The sequence below is a fragment of the Longivirga aurantiaca genome, from assembly GCF_042660085.1.
GTDB lineage: Bacteria > Actinomycetota > Actinomycetes > S36-B12 > CAIYMF01 > Longivirga > Longivirga aurantiaca.
In genome coordinates this window covers 1,730,176-1,744,160 of sequence record NZ_JBHSTI010000008.1, presented here as the reverse complement: position 1 = coordinate 1,744,160, position 13,985 = coordinate 1,730,176, and the positions used below count along the sequence as shown (strand labels likewise).

The 13,985-nt window shown below is 74.3% G+C and carries 16 protein-coding genes; 14 read left to right on the top strand and 2 right to left on the bottom strand.

Annotated elements, in window-relative coordinates; all coding sequences use genetic code 11:
* Positions 1–23 precede the first annotated feature (23 nt).
* On the bottom strand, positions 24–524 hold the full coding sequence (locus ACFQGU_RS12250) for a GNAT family N-acetyltransferase (RefSeq protein WP_386767039.1): 501 nt from the start codon (positions 522–524) through the stop codon (positions 24–26).
* Between the two features lie 151 nt (positions 525–675).
* Between ACFQGU_RS12250 and ACFQGU_RS12245 the strand changes: the two genes are divergently transcribed.
* The 13 genes from ACFQGU_RS12245 (at position 676) to ACFQGU_RS12185 (ending at position 11,642) form a co-directional block, all read left to right on the top strand.
* The gene (locus tag ACFQGU_RS12245) at positions 676–879 is read left to right on the top strand and encodes a hypothetical protein (protein WP_386767037.1); all 204 of its coding nucleotides are present in this window, start codon (positions 676–678) and stop codon (positions 877–879) included.
* Between the two features lie 112 nt (positions 880–991).
* The gene (locus ACFQGU_RS12240; protein WP_386767035.1) at positions 992–1,543 is read left to right on the top strand and encodes a hypothetical protein; all 552 of its coding nucleotides are present in this window, start codon (positions 992–994) and stop codon (positions 1,541–1,543) included.
* Positions 1,544–1,614: 71 nt separating this feature from the next.
* Positions 1,615–1,887, top strand: coding sequence for a hypothetical protein (locus tag ACFQGU_RS12235; protein ID WP_386767033.1), 273 nt, complete (start codon positions 1,615–1,617; stop codon positions 1,885–1,887).
* A 109-nt stretch (positions 1,888–1,996) separates the two neighbouring features.
* A complete protein-coding gene (gene mihF, locus ACFQGU_RS12230) occupies positions 1,997–2,311 on the top strand; it encodes an integration host factor, actinobacterial type (protein WP_386767031.1) in 315 nt (104 codons plus the stop codon).
* Positions 2,308–2,886 (top strand): guanylate kinase, encoded by a 579-nt coding sequence (gmk, locus tag ACFQGU_RS12225; RefSeq protein ID WP_386768273.1) that lies wholly within the window; start codon positions 2,308–2,310, stop codon positions 2,884–2,886. The genes mihF and gmk overlap by 4 nt, the downstream gene beginning before the upstream one ends.
* 93 nt (positions 2,887–2,979) lie before the next feature.
* Complete coding sequence (rpoZ, locus tag ACFQGU_RS12220) at positions 2,980–3,279, top strand: DNA-directed RNA polymerase subunit omega (RefSeq protein WP_386767028.1); 300 nt, start codon at positions 2,980–2,982, stop codon at positions 3,277–3,279.
* A 64-nt stretch (positions 3,280–3,343) separates the two neighbouring features.
* Positions 3,344–4,594 (top strand): bifunctional phosphopantothenoylcysteine decarboxylase/phosphopantothenate--cysteine ligase CoaBC, encoded by a 1,251-nt coding sequence (gene coaBC / locus ACFQGU_RS12215; RefSeq protein WP_386767026.1) that lies wholly within the window; start codon positions 3,344–3,346, stop codon positions 4,592–4,594.
* A gap of 114 nt (positions 4,595–4,708) precedes the next feature.
* Positions 4,709–5,905 (top strand): methionine adenosyltransferase, encoded by a 1,197-nt coding sequence (metK, locus tag ACFQGU_RS12210; protein WP_386767024.1) that lies wholly within the window; start codon positions 4,709–4,711, stop codon positions 5,903–5,905.
* A gap of 28 nt (positions 5,906–5,933) precedes the next feature.
* The gene (locus ACFQGU_RS12205) at positions 5,934–6,533 is read left to right on the top strand and encodes a GNAT family N-acetyltransferase (RefSeq protein ID WP_386767022.1); all 600 of its coding nucleotides are present in this window, start codon (positions 5,934–5,936) and stop codon (positions 6,531–6,533) included.
* Entirely contained in the window at positions 6,530–8,626 is a 2,097-nt protein-coding gene (locus tag ACFQGU_RS12200; protein WP_386767020.1) for a primosomal protein N', read from the top strand. The genes ACFQGU_RS12205 and ACFQGU_RS12200 overlap by 4 nt, the downstream gene beginning before the upstream one ends.
* Before the next feature lie 95 nt (positions 8,627–8,721).
* Complete coding sequence (gene def / locus ACFQGU_RS12195; RefSeq protein WP_386767018.1) at positions 8,722–9,267, top strand: peptide deformylase; 546 nt, start codon at positions 8,722–8,724, stop codon at positions 9,265–9,267.
* A gap of 15 nt (positions 9,268–9,282) precedes the next feature.
* Positions 9,283–10,224, top strand: a complete 942-nt coding sequence (gene fmt / locus ACFQGU_RS12190; RefSeq protein WP_386767016.1) for a methionyl-tRNA formyltransferase — start codon at positions 9,283–9,285, stop codon at positions 10,222–10,224.
* Positions 10,224–11,642 carry an RsmB/NOP family class I SAM-dependent RNA methyltransferase gene (locus ACFQGU_RS12185; RefSeq protein WP_386767014.1) on the top strand — a complete coding sequence of 473 codons (1,419 nt, stop codon included), beginning with the start codon at positions 10,224–10,226 and terminating at the stop codon, positions 11,640–11,642. The genes fmt and ACFQGU_RS12185 overlap by 1 nt, the downstream gene beginning before the upstream one ends.
* On the opposite strand, the gene ACFQGU_RS12180 is transcribed toward ACFQGU_RS12185, so the two are convergent.
* Positions 11,639–12,934 (bottom strand): GGDEF domain-containing protein, encoded by a 1,296-nt coding sequence (locus ACFQGU_RS12180; protein ID WP_386767012.1) that lies wholly within the window; start codon positions 12,932–12,934, stop codon positions 11,639–11,641. The two genes, ACFQGU_RS12185 and ACFQGU_RS12180, sit on opposite strands and share 4 nt — an antisense overlap.
* Before the next feature lie 98 nt (positions 12,935–13,032).
* On the opposite strand from ACFQGU_RS12180, the gene rpe reads away from it, so the two are divergent.
* Positions 13,033–13,722 carry a ribulose-phosphate 3-epimerase gene (gene rpe / locus ACFQGU_RS12175; RefSeq protein ID WP_386767010.1) on the top strand — a complete coding sequence of 230 codons (690 nt, stop codon included), beginning with the start codon at positions 13,033–13,035 and terminating at the stop codon, positions 13,720–13,722.
* Positions 13,723–13,985 lie beyond the last annotated feature (263 nt).

The following is a 13,985-nucleotide window of genomic DNA, read 5'->3' as shown; positions in this document are numbered from 1 at the left end:
AGATGTCACTACCAAGTCCGCCATCAGACGAGGCGCTTGGTGAGGTACGTCGTTGGCGAGGGCGTGCCGTCGGGCAGGTCGGCGTAGTCGTCGATCACGCCCACCACGGTCCAGCCTGCGCTCTCGTAGAGCCGCTGCGCGGGCGACCCGGTCACCGTGTCGAGCACGAGGGTGCGCCGTCCGTGCGACCGCGCCTCGGCCTCGAGCGCCGCGAGCAGCTCGCGCCCGACGCCGTGGCCCTGCGCGTCCGGCCGCACCAGCAGCTTGGCGACCTCGGCCCGGTGCCGGCCGTTCGGAAGCCCCGCCAGCGCCAGGGTGCCGGTACCGATCACCGCGCGTCCGTCGGTCGCGACGAGCACGACGTTGGACGGGTTGGCCAGGTGCGCCGACCAGAACTGCTCGGCGTCGGCCGGGGTCACGTCGGCCATGAAGCCGACGCTCGCGCCACCACGCACCACCCCGAGGAGGACTGCCGCGAGCGAGGGCACGTCGCCGTGGGTCGCGCGCCGTATCTCGTGGCTCATGAGCCGGACGCTAGTGGTCCTCGTCACCCGTGTGCCACGCGGGGTTTACCGCCCCCGAACGTGCTGACCACGTGCGCGCAACATGACCCGGCGACTGTCGGGGGAGCGAGCCGCGCCGACCGGGTGCGGCCCCGTTCAGGGGAGACCCGCCATGAGCACACCGACCACCGACAGGACCACCGAGCACGTCGTCCCCACACCGACCACCGGGACGACGGTCGTCCTTCGGGGGCGCGGGTACCTCGTCCTGCCGCTGCTCGCGGCGCTTCTCGGTGCCGGCCTCGCCGCTGGTATCGCCTGGCTGATCGTGAGCAGCGTGAGCCTCGACATCACCCCCGCCGCGATCGGCATGTGACCGGCGTAGCCCTTACACGCCTCTGACACGACGCCCACGCCCCCACAACCTCCGCGGTCGAGAGTCCTCGCGTCAGGCCGGGAGGGACCCGACCGCACAGCAAGGGGGCACCATGACCACCATCGTCCGCCGCACCACCGCCGTGCTGGGCGCGCTCGCGCTCGGCACGTCGCTCGCCGTCGTCGCGACGCCGGCCGCGCAGGCGTCCACCACCACGCCCACCACGACCACGGGATGCGCCACCGGCACGCTGCCCGACGAGATCACCGGCCGCCCGGCCGACTTCACGGCCGGTCTCTCGAGCGGCTACTGGATCTGGAAGGACTCCAACGGCTGGCACCTGCGGGTGACGCACAAGCCCGGCACGCGCGCCGTGTACGCCGGCACCATCCGCACCTCGGCGCAGACGACCGTCATCGGCGTCCGCAACGAGGCACGTGACCGCGTGTGGCGCAGCGCCGACCGCAAGACCACCGCGTTCACGCTCGTCAACTACGGCGGCATCGACGGGCTCGACTTCACGCCGCGCTGCTCCGAGCGCGTGACCTTCACCCTCACCGTCAACGGCAGGCCCATCGACCCGATGAGGATCCACCTCGGCGACTCCGACAGCCACCCGGCCGCGTCGACCTTCACGATCAGCCGCATTCCCTTGTCCGCGTAAGGCATTCTGGCCGCAGGGCTCCGAGCGCGGGGCCCTGCGGCCGGCATCGCGGGGGATGGCATGGGTGGCCGGTGTGCGACCTCGCGGGCAACGGCCGCATCGGTTCGGCCCTCGTCACCGGCGCCAGCGGCTACGGCGACATCTGCTCGAGCATCACCCCGTTCGTGCAGGGGCAGGCCGTCGACCTCGCCACCCAGCAGGTCCTGCTCCTGGCCGAGCCGCTCACGACCGAGCCGTTGGCGATCGGGCCTGCGACCGCCACCTACCGCGTGGGGCTGCGAGCGCAGCAGCTCGAGATGCCCGGCACCGTCGAGTTCGACGTTCAGCCCGACACGATGCCCTGACCTGCGGTGACGCCGTCCGGACGGCCTCACCTCACGCCCGGCCCCGTTCGCTTCACCACAGGGCTCGAAGATCGCTAGGGTCACCTTCGTTCCCGACGAGAGGACGGCTGTGGCCCTTCCGCCCCTGACCCCTGAGCAGCGCGCCGCCGCGCTGGAGAAGGCGGCCGAGGCGCGCCGTGTGCGTGCCGAGGTGAAGAACCGCCTCAAGCGCTCGGGCGCCTCGATCGGCGAGGTCATCGCCGCCGGGCAGACCGACGACATCATCGGGAAGATGAAGGTCTCGGCGCTGCTCGAGTCCATGCCCGGCGTCGGCAAGGTGCGCGCCGCCGAGATCATGGAGCGGCTGCAGATCGCCGAGAACCGCCGGGTTCGCGGCCTCGGCACGCACCAGATCGCGGCCCTGGAGAAGGAGTTCTCCTCCTGACCGCACGGCTCACCGTCCTGTCGGGCCCGTCCGGGGTCGGCAAGAGCACGGTCGTCCAGGGCCTGCGCGCCGCGCGGCCCGACGTCTGGCTGTCGGTGTCCGCCACCACCCGCCGCCCGCGGCCGGGGGAGACGCACGGGGTCAACTACTTCTTCGTCGATCACGCCGAGTTCGCGCGGATGGTCGAGCACGGCGAGCTCCTCGAGTACGCCGAGTTCGCGGGCAACTTCTACGGCACGCCCCGGCGCCCGGTGATCGAGCGGCTCGAGGCCGGCGTGGCCGTCCTCCTGGAGATCGAGCTGCAGGGCGCGCGCCAGGTCCGGGCCTCGATGCCCGAGGCCCTGCTGGTGTTCCTGGCGCCCCCGTCCTGGGACGAGCTGGTGCGCCGGCTGGTCGGGCGCGGCACCGAGCCTGCCGAGGTCATCGCCCGTCGGCTGGAGACCGCGAAGGTCGAGCTGGCGGCCGAGTCGGAGTTCGACGCGACCGTCGTGAACGCGTCGGTCGAGGGTGCGGTCGCGTCCTTGCTAGACTTGATGGGTCTGCACGCCCCGGGTGACCCGGCCGCAGGCTCCTGACCAGGGCGAACGCCCTCTCGAAGGCCCGTTCCACGTGCGCGTCGGCACCCCGGCGCGCGCTCCGTCCCGCAGTACCGAAGGAAAGGCGCCCGCGTGTCCGGCACCGCCTCTGCCCCCGAGGGCATCACCAACCCGCCGATCGACGAGCTCCTCGAGGCCACCGACTCGAAGTACTCGCTGGTGCTGTACGCGTCCAAGCGCGCGCGCCAGATCAACGCCTACTACTCCCAGCTGGGCGAGGGCCTGCTCGAGTACGTCGGCCCGCTCGTGGAGACCCACGTGCAGGAGAAGCCGCTGTCGATCGCGCTCCGCGAGATCAACGCCGGACTGCTCACCGCCGAGCCGTACGACCCCGAGGCCGAGCCGGCCCCGGAGCCGGCCGCGACCTTCTGATCCTGGCCCGACCGAACCGCCCGGCCGCACGCGCCGCGGTACCGCCTGCTGGCAGGCTGTGCCCGTGACGACTCTCGATGCCGCCGCCCCTGCCCGACCCCGCGTGGTCCTGGGCGTGGGCGGCGGCATCGCTGCGTACAAGGCGGCCGAGCTGCTCCGCGCCTTCACCGAGAGCGGCCACGACGTCACGGTGGTGCCCACCCGCGCGGCGCTGAAGTTCGTCGGTGCGGCCACCTGGGAGGCGCTCTCGGGCAAGCCGGTGTCGGCCGAGGTGTGGGACGACATCACCGAGGTGCCGCACGTGCGGCTCGGGCAGCAGGCCGACCTCGTCGTCGTCGCCCCCGCCACCGCCGACCTGCTCGCGCGCGCGGCCGCCGGTCTCGCCGACGACCTGCTCGCCAACGTGCTGCTCACCGCGCACTGCCCGGTCGTGATGGTCCCCGCGATGCACACCGAGATGTGGGAGCACGCGGCCACCCGAGCCAACGTCGCGGCCCTGCGCGCCCGCGGCGTGATCGTGCTGGACCCCGCCGTCGGCCGCCTCACCGGCAAGGACACCGGCCCCGGCCGGCTGCCCGAGCCCGGCGCGATCTTCGAGGCCTGCCTCGACGTCCTGCGCCGCCGGGGCGAGGAGCCCGACCTGCTCGGCCGCACGGTGGTGGTGTCTGCGGGCGGCACCCGCGAGCACCTCGACCCCGTCCGCTTCCTCGGCAACCGCAGCAGCGGCAAGCAGGGGTACGCCCTCGCCGAGGTCGCCGCCGCGCGGGGCGCGCGCGTGGTCCTGGTGAGCGCCAACGTCGCCCTGCCCGACCCCGCCGGCGCCACCGTCGTGCGCGTCACGAGCGCCGAGGACCTGCGCCGCGCCGTCCTCCAGCACGCACCCGGCGCCGATGTCGTGGTGATGGCAGCGGCCGTGGCCGACTTCCGTCCGGTGGCCGTCGCGAGCCACAAGATCAAGAAGGACGACGCGGGCGGAGTGCCCGACCCGATCGCCCTCGAGCGCACCGCCGATGTGCTCGCCGAGGTCGTCGCCGCGCGTGCTGCCGAGGGGCGGCGTCAGGTCGTCGTCGGATTCGCGGCAGAGACCGGCGACGCCAGCGGATCGGTCCTCGACCACGGGCGGGCCAAGCTCGCGCGCAAGGGCTGCGACCTCCTCGTGGTCAACGAGGTCGGCGACGGCAAGGCCTTCGAGGTCGACCACAACGAGGTCGTGGTGCTCGGCGCCGACGGCTCGTTCATCGAGGTGCCCGAGGGCTCCAAGCGCGCCGTCGCCGAGGCCGTCTGGGATTCCGTCGTCCCGTTGCTGCACCCCTGAGCGGACGGCGTCGCCGCCACTGGCTCCTGCCCGGCGTCGCGCGTCTCGGCGGCGTCGGCGGGGCAGATAGGGTGTCGCCGACCGATCCTCCGCACCCGCACTGGAGCACGAGCCGTGGCCCGTCGCCTGTTCACGTCCGAGTCCGTCACCGAGGGACACCCGGACAAGATCGCTGACCAGATCAGCGACTCGATCCTCGACGCGATGCTGAAGGAGGACCCCCGCAGCCGTGTCGCCGTGGAGACCCTCATCACCACGGGCCAGGTGCACGTCGCAGGCGAGGTGACCACCACCGGCTGGGTCGACATCCCGACCATCGTGCGCGAGCGGATCCTCGAGATCGGCTACGACTCCAGCAAGAAGGGCTTCGACGGCGCCTCGTGCGGCGTCAACGTGGCGATCGGCGCGCAGAGCCCCGACATCGCGCAGGGCGTCGACGACGCGATCGAGGACCGCGAGGGCACCGCCACCGACGACCTCGACAAGCAGGGCGCGGGCGACCAGGGCCTGATGTTCGGCTACGCGTGCGACGACACGCCCGAGCTCATGCCCCTCCCGATCCACCTCGCGCACCGCCTGGCCCAGCGCCTCTCGCAGGTCCGCAAGGACGGCGCGATCCCGTACCTCCGCCCGGACGGCAAGACCCAGGTCACTATCGAGTACGACGAGGACGACAAGGCGGTCCGTCTCGACACCGTCGTCGTGTCGTCGCAGCACGCGGCCGACATCGACCTCGCCACGCTGCTGACCCCGGACATCGCCGAGCTCGTCGTCGCGCCCGAGCTCGAGGGCCTCGGCATCGACACCGAGGGCTACCGCCTGCTCGTCAACCCGACCGGCCGCTTCGAGATCGGCGGCCCGATGGGCGACGCCGGCCTCACCGGCCGCAAGATCATCGTCGACACCTACGGCGGCATGGCCCGTCACGGCGGCGGCGCGTTCTCCGGCAAGGACCCGAGCAAGGTCGACCGTTCGGCGGCGTACGCGATGCGCTGGGTCGCGAAGAACGTCGTGGCCGCCGGGCTCGCCCGCCGTTGCGAGGTGCAGGTCGCGTACGCGATCGGCAAGGCGCACCCGGTCGGCGTGTTCGTGGAGACCTTCGGCACCGGGGTGAAGGCCGACAGCGACATCCAGGCAGCCGTGCTCGAGGTGTTCGACCTCCGTCCGGCCGCGATCATCCGCGACCTCGACCTCCTGCGCCCGATCTACGCGCCGACCGCGGCGTACGGCCACTTCGGCCGCGAGCTGCCGGACTTCTCGTGGGAGCGCACCGACCGCGCCGACGCGCTCAAGGCCGCAGCCGGCATCTGACCGCGCACGACACCACCGGGGTGCCCGCATGACTGACGACGGTCTGCGGACACCCCGGTTGTCGTTGCGGCGCTGGCGCACCACCGACCTCGAGCCGTTCGCGGCGATGAACGCCGACCCCGAGGTGATGCGCTGGTTCCCGTCCGCGCTCGACCGCGAGGGGTCGGACGCCATGGTCGGGCGCATCGAGACCCACTGGGCCGACCGTGGCTTCGGGCTCTGGGCGGTCGAGGTGCTGGCGTCCGAGCGCGGGCCTGCACCCTTCGTCGGCTTCGTGGGCCTGGCAGTGCCGCGCTTCGAGCCCCCGTTCGCCGCGACCGACCCGTGCGTGGAGATCGGCTGGCGGCTCGCGCGCCCCTGGTGGGGCCTCGGCCTCGCCACCGAGGGAGCTCGCGAGGTGCTCCGGCAGGGGTTCGGCGACCTCGGCCTCACCGAGGTCGTGTCGTTCACGGTGCCGCCCAACCTCGCCTCGCAGCGCGTCATGCAGAAGCTCGGCCTGCGGTACGACGGCGTCTTCACCCACCCAGGCGCGGAGCGCTCCGACTGGTGGGCGCAGCACGTCCTCTACCGGCTGGAGGTGGACGCCTGGCGCGCGCGGACAGAGGCGTCCGGTAGAACGTCCCCGTGACCGAGCCGGAGCAGCTCGCCCTCGTGGCGAGCACAGTGCGCACGGCACGGGTGCGCACCGCCCCCGGCCCGGCCGAGGTCGACCCGGTCGCGCGGGTGTGCGTCGACGTCGCGCTGCCGCACCTCGACCGCCCGTTCGACTACCTCGTGCCCGAGCCTCTCGCCGCGAAGGCGGTGCCGGGCACCCGGGTGCGCGTGCGGTTCTCCGGGCAGCTCGTCGACGGCTGGGTGCTCGAGCGGGTCGCGGCCAGCGACCACACAGGACGGATCGAGCGCATCGCCAAGGTCGTGAGCCCCGACCCGGTGCTCGCGCCGGAGGTTGCGGACCTCGCCCGCGCCGTGGCCGACCGGTGGGCGGGCTCGCTCGCCGACGTCCTGCGCTCGGCCGTGCCCCCGCGGCACGCCGCCACCGAGGCTGCGATCGACGCTCTGGGCACTCCCGACCGCCCGCTCGTCGAGCAGATCGCCCCTGACGACCCCGGCCCGTGGGCCGCCTACTCCGGCGGCCCCGCGCTCGTCCGTCGGGTCGCCGACCCGTCGGTCGCCTTCACGGCCGGCCAGCCCGGGCCGCGCGCGGTCTGGACGGCGGTGCCGGGCTCCGACCCGGTGCAGGAGATCGCCCATGTGGTGGCTGCCGCAGCCGGCGCCGGTCGCGGCGTCGTGGTCGTGGCACCGGACGCCCGCGACGTCGCCCGTCTCGAGGCCGCGCTCGCCGAGCGCCTCGGAGCCGAGGCCTTCCGCACGCTCACCGCCGACCTCGGCCCCGCCGCGCGCTACCGCGCCTTCCTGGAGGTGCGCCGCGGACACGTGTCGGTGGTGCTCGGCACCCGGGCCGCGGTGTTCGCGCCGGTCGCCGACCTCGGCCTGGTCGTGCTCTGGGACGACGGCGACGACAGCCTCGCCGAGCCGCACGCGCCCTACTGGCACGCGCGCGAGGTGCTCGCCCTGCGCGCCACGAGCACCGGTGCGGCGCTCGTCCTCGGATCCACCTCACGCTCGGTCGAGGCCCAGGCCCTCGTCGAGCAGGGGTGGGCGCGCGAGGTGGTCGCCCCCCGCACCGAGGTGCGGCGCCGCGCGCCCCGCGTGGTCACCGTCGGCGACGACGACCTCGCGCGGGACGAGGCGGCGAAGTCCGCGCGGCTGCCGCACATCGCGTGGGAGACGGCGCGCGAGGCCCTGGCCCGCGGCCCGGTCCTGGTGCAGGTGCCGCGCCGCGGCTACGTCCCGGCGCTCGCGTGCCAGACCTGCCGACAGCTCGCCCGGTGCGGTCACTGCCACGGGCCGCTCGGCGTCTCGAGCGGGCACGCCGTCCCCGTGTGCGGCTGGTGCGGACGGCTCGCCGGCGGCTGGTCGTGCGACTCGTGCCGGGGCACGAGGCTGCGCGCGGTGTCCGTGGGGGAGCGGCGTACGGCGGAGGAGCTCGGCCGGGCATTCCCCGGCGTGCCGGTCCGCACCTCGGGCCGAGACCCGTCGGGGAAGGGCGTGCTCGACCAGGTGGGCAGCAGGCCGGCCCTCGTGGTCGCGACGCCCGGCGCCGAGCCGCGGGCCGACGGCGGCTACGCCGCGGCGCTGCTGCTCGACGGCAGGGTCGCCCTCGACCGGCCCGACCTGCGGGCGGCCGAGGAGGCCGTGCGCCGATGGACAGCCGCGGTGAGCCTGGTGCGCCCCGCAGCCGACGGCGGTGTCGTCGTGCTGGTCGCCGACCCCGCGCTCGCGCCCGTGCAGGCGGTCGTGCGCAGCGACCCGGCCGGCTTCGCCGCCCGCGAGCTGGCCGAGCGCGAGCTGCTCCACCTCCCGCCCGCGTGGCGCGTCGCCGAGGCGGTCGGCGCCCCCGGCGACGTCGACGACCTGCTCGGGCACCTGCACCTGCCCGAGGGCGCCCTGGTGCTGGGCCCGGTGCCGATCAGCCCGGCCAGGCGCCCCGGGCGGGCCGACGAGGGCGACCCTCGCTCGCGCGCCCTGCTCGTGGCCCCGCGCACCGACGGCGGCGGCGCCGCGCTCGCGGCCGCGCTCAAGGCCGCGGTGTCGGTCCGCAGCGCGCGCAAGGAGGGCGGGCCCGTCTCGGTCCGGGTCGACCCGGTCGCGCTCGGGTAGATCGCGGGCAGCCACGCGCGGCGTGGGTGCGGGCAGCCGGTACGTAGACTGGTCCCCGCTTCACACCCTCCCGCGTCGACATCAGGAGCTCGTCCGTGGCCGTCAAGCCCATCCGCCTCTTCGGCGACCCGGTGCTCACGACCCCCGCCGCCGAGGTGACGACGTTCGACAAGGAGCTGCGCAAGCTCGTCAAGGACCTCACCGAGACGATGCTCGACGCACCCGGCGCGGGCCTCGCCGCACCGCAGCTCGGCGTCAGCCTCCGCGTCTTCACCTACGACGTCGACGACGAGATCGGCCACCTCGTCAACCCGGTGCTCGACCTGTCGGACGAGATGCAGGAGGGCGACGAGGGGTGCCTGTCGGTGCCCGACCTCGCGTTCAACACCCGTCGCTCGATGCGCGTCGTGGCCAAGGGCATGACCATGCACGGCGAGCCGGTCGTGCTCGAGGGCTCCGAGCTCCTCGCCCGCTGCATCCAGCACGAGACCGACCACCTCGACGGCATCATGTTCGTCGACCGGCTCGACGCCGAGACCCGCAAGGAGGCCATGAAGGCCATCCGCGAGGCGGAGTGGTTCGGCCAGCAGGCGCCCCAGGTGAAGATCTCGCCGCACTCGATCTCGTCGCGCTGGCTCTAGGCGGGCTGCCGCACCGTGCGCCTGGTCTTCGCCGGCACCCCCGAGGTCGCCCTCCCGTCCCTCGCCGCCCTCATCGCCTCCCACCACGAGGTGGTCGCGGTCGTCACGCGCCCCGACGCGCCCGCAGGGCGTGGCCGGTCGTTGCAGGCCTCACCGGTCGCCGGCCTCGCGGTCGAGCACGGCATCGAGGTGCTCAAGCCCGAGAAGCCGCGCGACCCTGACTTCCTCGCCCGGCTTGCCGAGATCGCCCCCGACTGCTGCCCCGTCGTGGCGTACGGCGCCCTCGTGCCGCGCGCAGCGCTCGACATCCCGCGGCTCGGCTGGGTCAACCTCCACTTCTCGCTCCTGCCGGCCTGGCGCGGCGCCGCGCCGGTGCAGCACGCCGTGTGGCACGGCGACGACGTCACGGGCGCGTCGACCTTCCTGCTGGAGGAGGGCCTCGACACCGGCCCGGTGTACGGCGTCGTCACCGAGTCGGTCCGCCCCACCGACACCAGCGGCGACCTCCTCGGCCGCCTGGCGGAGTCGGGTGCAGGCCTGCTGGTCGCGACGATGGACGGCCTCGAGGCCGGTGCCCTCGTCGGCGCGCCGCAGCCGCCCGACGGCGTCTCGCTGGCTCCGAAGATCACCGTGGACGACGCCCGCGTCGACTGGTCGCAGCCCGCCGTGCGGGTCGACCGCCAGGTCCGCGCGTGCACGCCGGCCCCCGGCGCCTGGACGACGTACGCCGGCGAGCGGCTCAAGCTCGGCCCCGTCGCGCTGCTCGCCGACGACACCTCGCTCGCGCCGGGCGAGGTCGCCGTCGACAAGAACCGCGTCCGCGTGGGGACGGCGACCCATGCGGTCGTGCTCGGCGAGGTCCGCGCGCAGGGCAAGAAGGCGATGGCCGCGGCCGACTGGGCACGCGGCGTGCGCCCGGAGCCGGGCGTGCTGCTCGGCGCGGAGGTGCCGGCCTGATGGGCGAGGACCGCGGGCACCACAGCCGTCCCGTCCAGTGGCGAGGCGACCGCCGCCCCACCGACCCGTCGCGGCTCGCGGCGTACGACATCCTCCGCGCCGTGCAGGCCGACGAGGCGTACGCCAACCTCGTCGCCCCGCAGGTGATCGCCGAGGCCGAGCTGCACGGTCGCGACGCCGCCTTCACCACGACCCTCGCCTACGGCACGCTGCGCCGCCGCGGCTTCCTCGACGCGGTCCTCGCAGCGTGCGTCGACCGTCCGCTCGCGGAGGTCGACGAGCCGGTGCTCGACGTGCTGCGGCTCGGCGCCCAGCAGCTGCTGTTCCTGCGCACCCCGCCGCACGCGGCCGTCGGCGAGACCGTGCAGCTCGCCCGCCTCGTGGGCGGCGAGTCGCGCTCGCGGTTCGTCAACGCGGTGCTGCGCAAGGTCGGTCGGCACGACCTCGACGAGTGGGTCGAGATCGTCGCGCCGGACGCAGGGACGGACCCCGTCGGCCACCTCGCGGTGGTGCAGTCGCACCCGCGCTGGATCGTGCAGGCCCTGCACGACTCGCTGTCGTCCTGGCGCGGCTCGGCGTCCTGGGCTGACACCGAGGACCTCCTCACCGCCGACAACGAGAACGCGTCGGTCACCCTCGTGGCCCGCCCCGGCCGCGGCACGGTGGACGACCTGCTCGAGCTGCCGCACACCCATGCCGGCCGCTGGTCTCCGTACGCCGTGGCGCTCGAGGGCGGTGCGCCCGGCGAGATCGCGGGCGTGCGCTCGGGCGACGTCGGGGTGCAGGACGAGGGGAGCCAGCTCGTCGCGATCGCCCTCGCCCGAGCGGAGATCGACGGCCCCGACACCGCGTGGCTCGACATGGCCGCGGGCCCCGGCGGCAAGGCGGCGCTGCTCGCCGGTCTCGGCCTCGAGCGCGGCGCGACCCTGCTCGCCGTCGACCGCACGCATCACCGTGCCGGGCTCGTGGCCCAGGCGCTGGGCCGCGCGCCCGGGCACCACCTGGTCGTCACCGCCGACGGCACCCAGGGTCCGTGGCGGCCCGGATCGTTCGACCGTGTCCTGCTCGATGCCCCGTGCACGGGTCTCGGCGTCCTGCGCCGACGCCCGGAGTCGCGCTGGCGGCGTACGCCGGAGGACGTGGCGGAGCTCGCCGCGCTGCAGCGGCGGCTGCTGGCATCAGCGCTCGCAGCCGTGCGCGTCGGCGGAGTGGTCGGCTACGCCACCTGCTCGCCGCACCTCGCCGAGACCACCGAGGTGGTGGCCGACGCGGTGGCGCGCGGGGGAGTGGAGCGGCTGGACGTGCGGCCGCTCCTGCCCGAGGTCGACGACCTCGGCGACGGTCCCGACCTGCGCCTCTGGCCGCACGTGCACGGCACCGACGGCATGTACCTCGCGCTGCTGCGGCGTACGGACTAGCTCTCGGCCGGTTGCTCCGCGGCCGTTGCGTCCAGTTCCACGAGCCCCGGTGCCGCGCTGCCCTGGACGGGCCGGCGGGGCAGCGCAGCGGGGGCGGCGACCACGCGGTTGCGGCCGTCCCGCTTGGCGTCGTGCAGGGCCGCGTCCATGGCGGCGGTGACGCCCCGCAGGTCGCGCTGGTCGCTGTCGGCGACGCCGATGCTCACAGTGAGCCGCAGGTCGGGGTGGACGTCCCGCCACGCGTACGCCTCGACCGCTGCGCGGAGGCGCTCGCAGAGCACGAGGGCCTGCGGCAGCGTGGTCTGCGGCATGACGAGGAGGAACTCCTCGCCGCCGTACCGCACGACGACGTCGGAGGCGCGGGCGTTCTCGCGCAGGATCGCGGTGAACCGCATCAGCACCTCGTCGCCGACGGCGTAGCTGTGCCGGTCGTTGACCTGCTTGAAGTGGTCGAGGTCGAGCAGGGCCATGGCGAGCGGCTGGTCGTAGCGCTGGGCGGTCGCGGTCATGCGCGGCAGCTCGTGCTCGGCGTGCCGTCGGTTGTGCAGGCCGGTCAACGGATCGCGCATCGTGAGCTCGGCGAGCTCGCCGACCAGCCGCTCCTGCTGCGACAGGGCGCGCTGCAGCTCCTCCGTGCGCTCCTCCACGCGCCGCTCCAGCTCGGCGTTGGCGCTGCGCAGGCTCTGGGCGAGCTCGGTGGCGCGGTGCGCCTCGAGGTCGGCGCGCAGGCCTTCCCGCTTCTGGCCCCAGCTGCCGAGCGAGGTCGTGACGAGGACCGCGGCCATCAGGATGAGCGACGTCGTGATGATCTCGTCCCGCGTGATCGGCGGGCTGCCGCCCTGACCCGGCGGGAACATCCAGGTGCCGACGACTCCGATGAGCGCGGCGGTCCCGGTCACCACCAGCGCCCACCGCATCGTGAGCGTGACCCCGGCGATCGCGACGGGGATCACGCAGTAGACGGCGGTCAGGCGGGCGTCGTCCGTCAGCATGACGGCGACGATGTTGCCGACCATGACCACGGCGAAGAAGAGGCCCAACCCGGCGGAGAGGCGTCCGGAGCGGACCAGCAGGGCGGAGATCACCGCCGTCAGCGTCACGGCCACGCAGGTCAGACCTGCCACGACACCACCGGCGACGAGGACCAGGGGGAGCGTGGCGACGGCCCCGACGACAGCCACGCCGTACAGGACCACGAGGGCGTTCACCGCGCGGGTGCGCTCCTGGGAGTCGGCCACGTCCACGCGGAGCCAGCCCGGCAACGGCGTGGGCTCCTCGGAACCACCTCGCACCGTCTCCTCCTCGCTTCCGCTCGGGCTGGATCGTCCCACACCGGCTCTGACGGTCGCGTCGCGTCCCGCCCCACCTCCGGGTCGCTAGCCTTGCGCGCATGGGCGTCCAGATCTCCCCGAGCATCCTGTCGGCCGACTTCGCGCATCTCGCCGAGGAGTGCGAGCGCGTGGCGGGCGCGGCCGACTGGCTGCACGTCGACGTCATGGACAACCACTTCGTGCCCAACCTGACCCTCGGCCTCCCCGTGGTCGAGCGGCTCGTCGGTGCGGTGCGCACCCCGATCGACTGCCACCTCATGATCGAGGACCCGGACCGCTGGGCCCCGGGCTTCGCCGAGGCCGGAGCCGGGTCCGTCACCTTCCACGTCGAGGCGGCCACGGCCCCCATCAAGCTCGCGCGCGACATCCGGGCCGCCGGCGCCCGGGCGGGGATGGCCCTGCGCCCCGCGACGCCCCTCGAGGGGTACGCCGACCTGCTTCCCGAGCTCGACATGCTGCTGGTCATGACCGTCGAGCCCGGCTTCGGCGGCCAGAGGTTCCTCGACGTCGTCGTCCCGAAGATCCGTCGCGCCCGCGAGCTCGTCAAGGGCCGCGACCTCGATCTCTGGATCCAGGTCGACGGCGGGGTGTCCGCCGAGACGATCGAGATCTGCGCCGACGCCGGTGCGGACGTCTTCGTGGCCGGGTCGGCCGTGTACGGCGCCGCCGACCCCGCGGCCGCCGTCCGGTCGCTCGCCGCACAGGCGCAGGCGGCGACCGACGCCAGCTGGTGGTGCACGCACGGGTAGGCTGCCCCCGTACGAGCGAACCTGCTCGCGCGTCCCGGGGTCGGTGCAATTCCGAGCCGGCGGTGAGAGCCCGCGACCCGGCCGCATCCAGCGGTCGGTTGATCCGGTCGACCCGCGTCCGTCGTCCGACGGTCGCGAGCCATCCGGAGCCGACGGTGAGAGTCCGGATGGGAGGCGACGCGCGCGGAAGGCCGCCGTGCGTCGTCCGACGTGGCCGCGAGGCAGCGCCCGGCCGTCGCCGGGTGCGCCGCCTGCGCTGTCCG

Bases quoted from the DNA above. Each gene is read 5' to 3' on its own strand.
- ACFQGU_RS12185 (WP_386767014.1), top strand. From the start codon at position 10,224: ATGGGCGAGGACCGCGGGCACCACAGCCGTCCCGTCCAGTGGCGAGGC.
- ACFQGU_RS12250 (WP_386767039.1), bottom strand. From the start codon at position 524: ATGAGCCACGAGATACGGCGCGCGACCCACGGCGACGTGCCCTCGCTC.
- ACFQGU_RS12245 (WP_386767037.1), top strand. From the start codon at position 676: ATGAGCACACCGACCACCGACAGGACCACCGAGCACGTCGTCCCCACA.
- ACFQGU_RS12240 (WP_386767035.1), top strand. From the start codon at position 992: ATGACCACCATCGTCCGCCGCACCACCGCCGTGCTGGGCGCGCTCGCG.
- ACFQGU_RS12205 (WP_386767022.1), top strand. From the start codon at position 5,934: ATGACTGACGACGGTCTGCGGACACCCCGGTTGTCGTTGCGGCGCTGG.
- rpe (WP_386767010.1), top strand. From the start codon at position 13,033: ATGGGCGTCCAGATCTCCCCGAGCATCCTGTCGGCCGACTTCGCGCAT.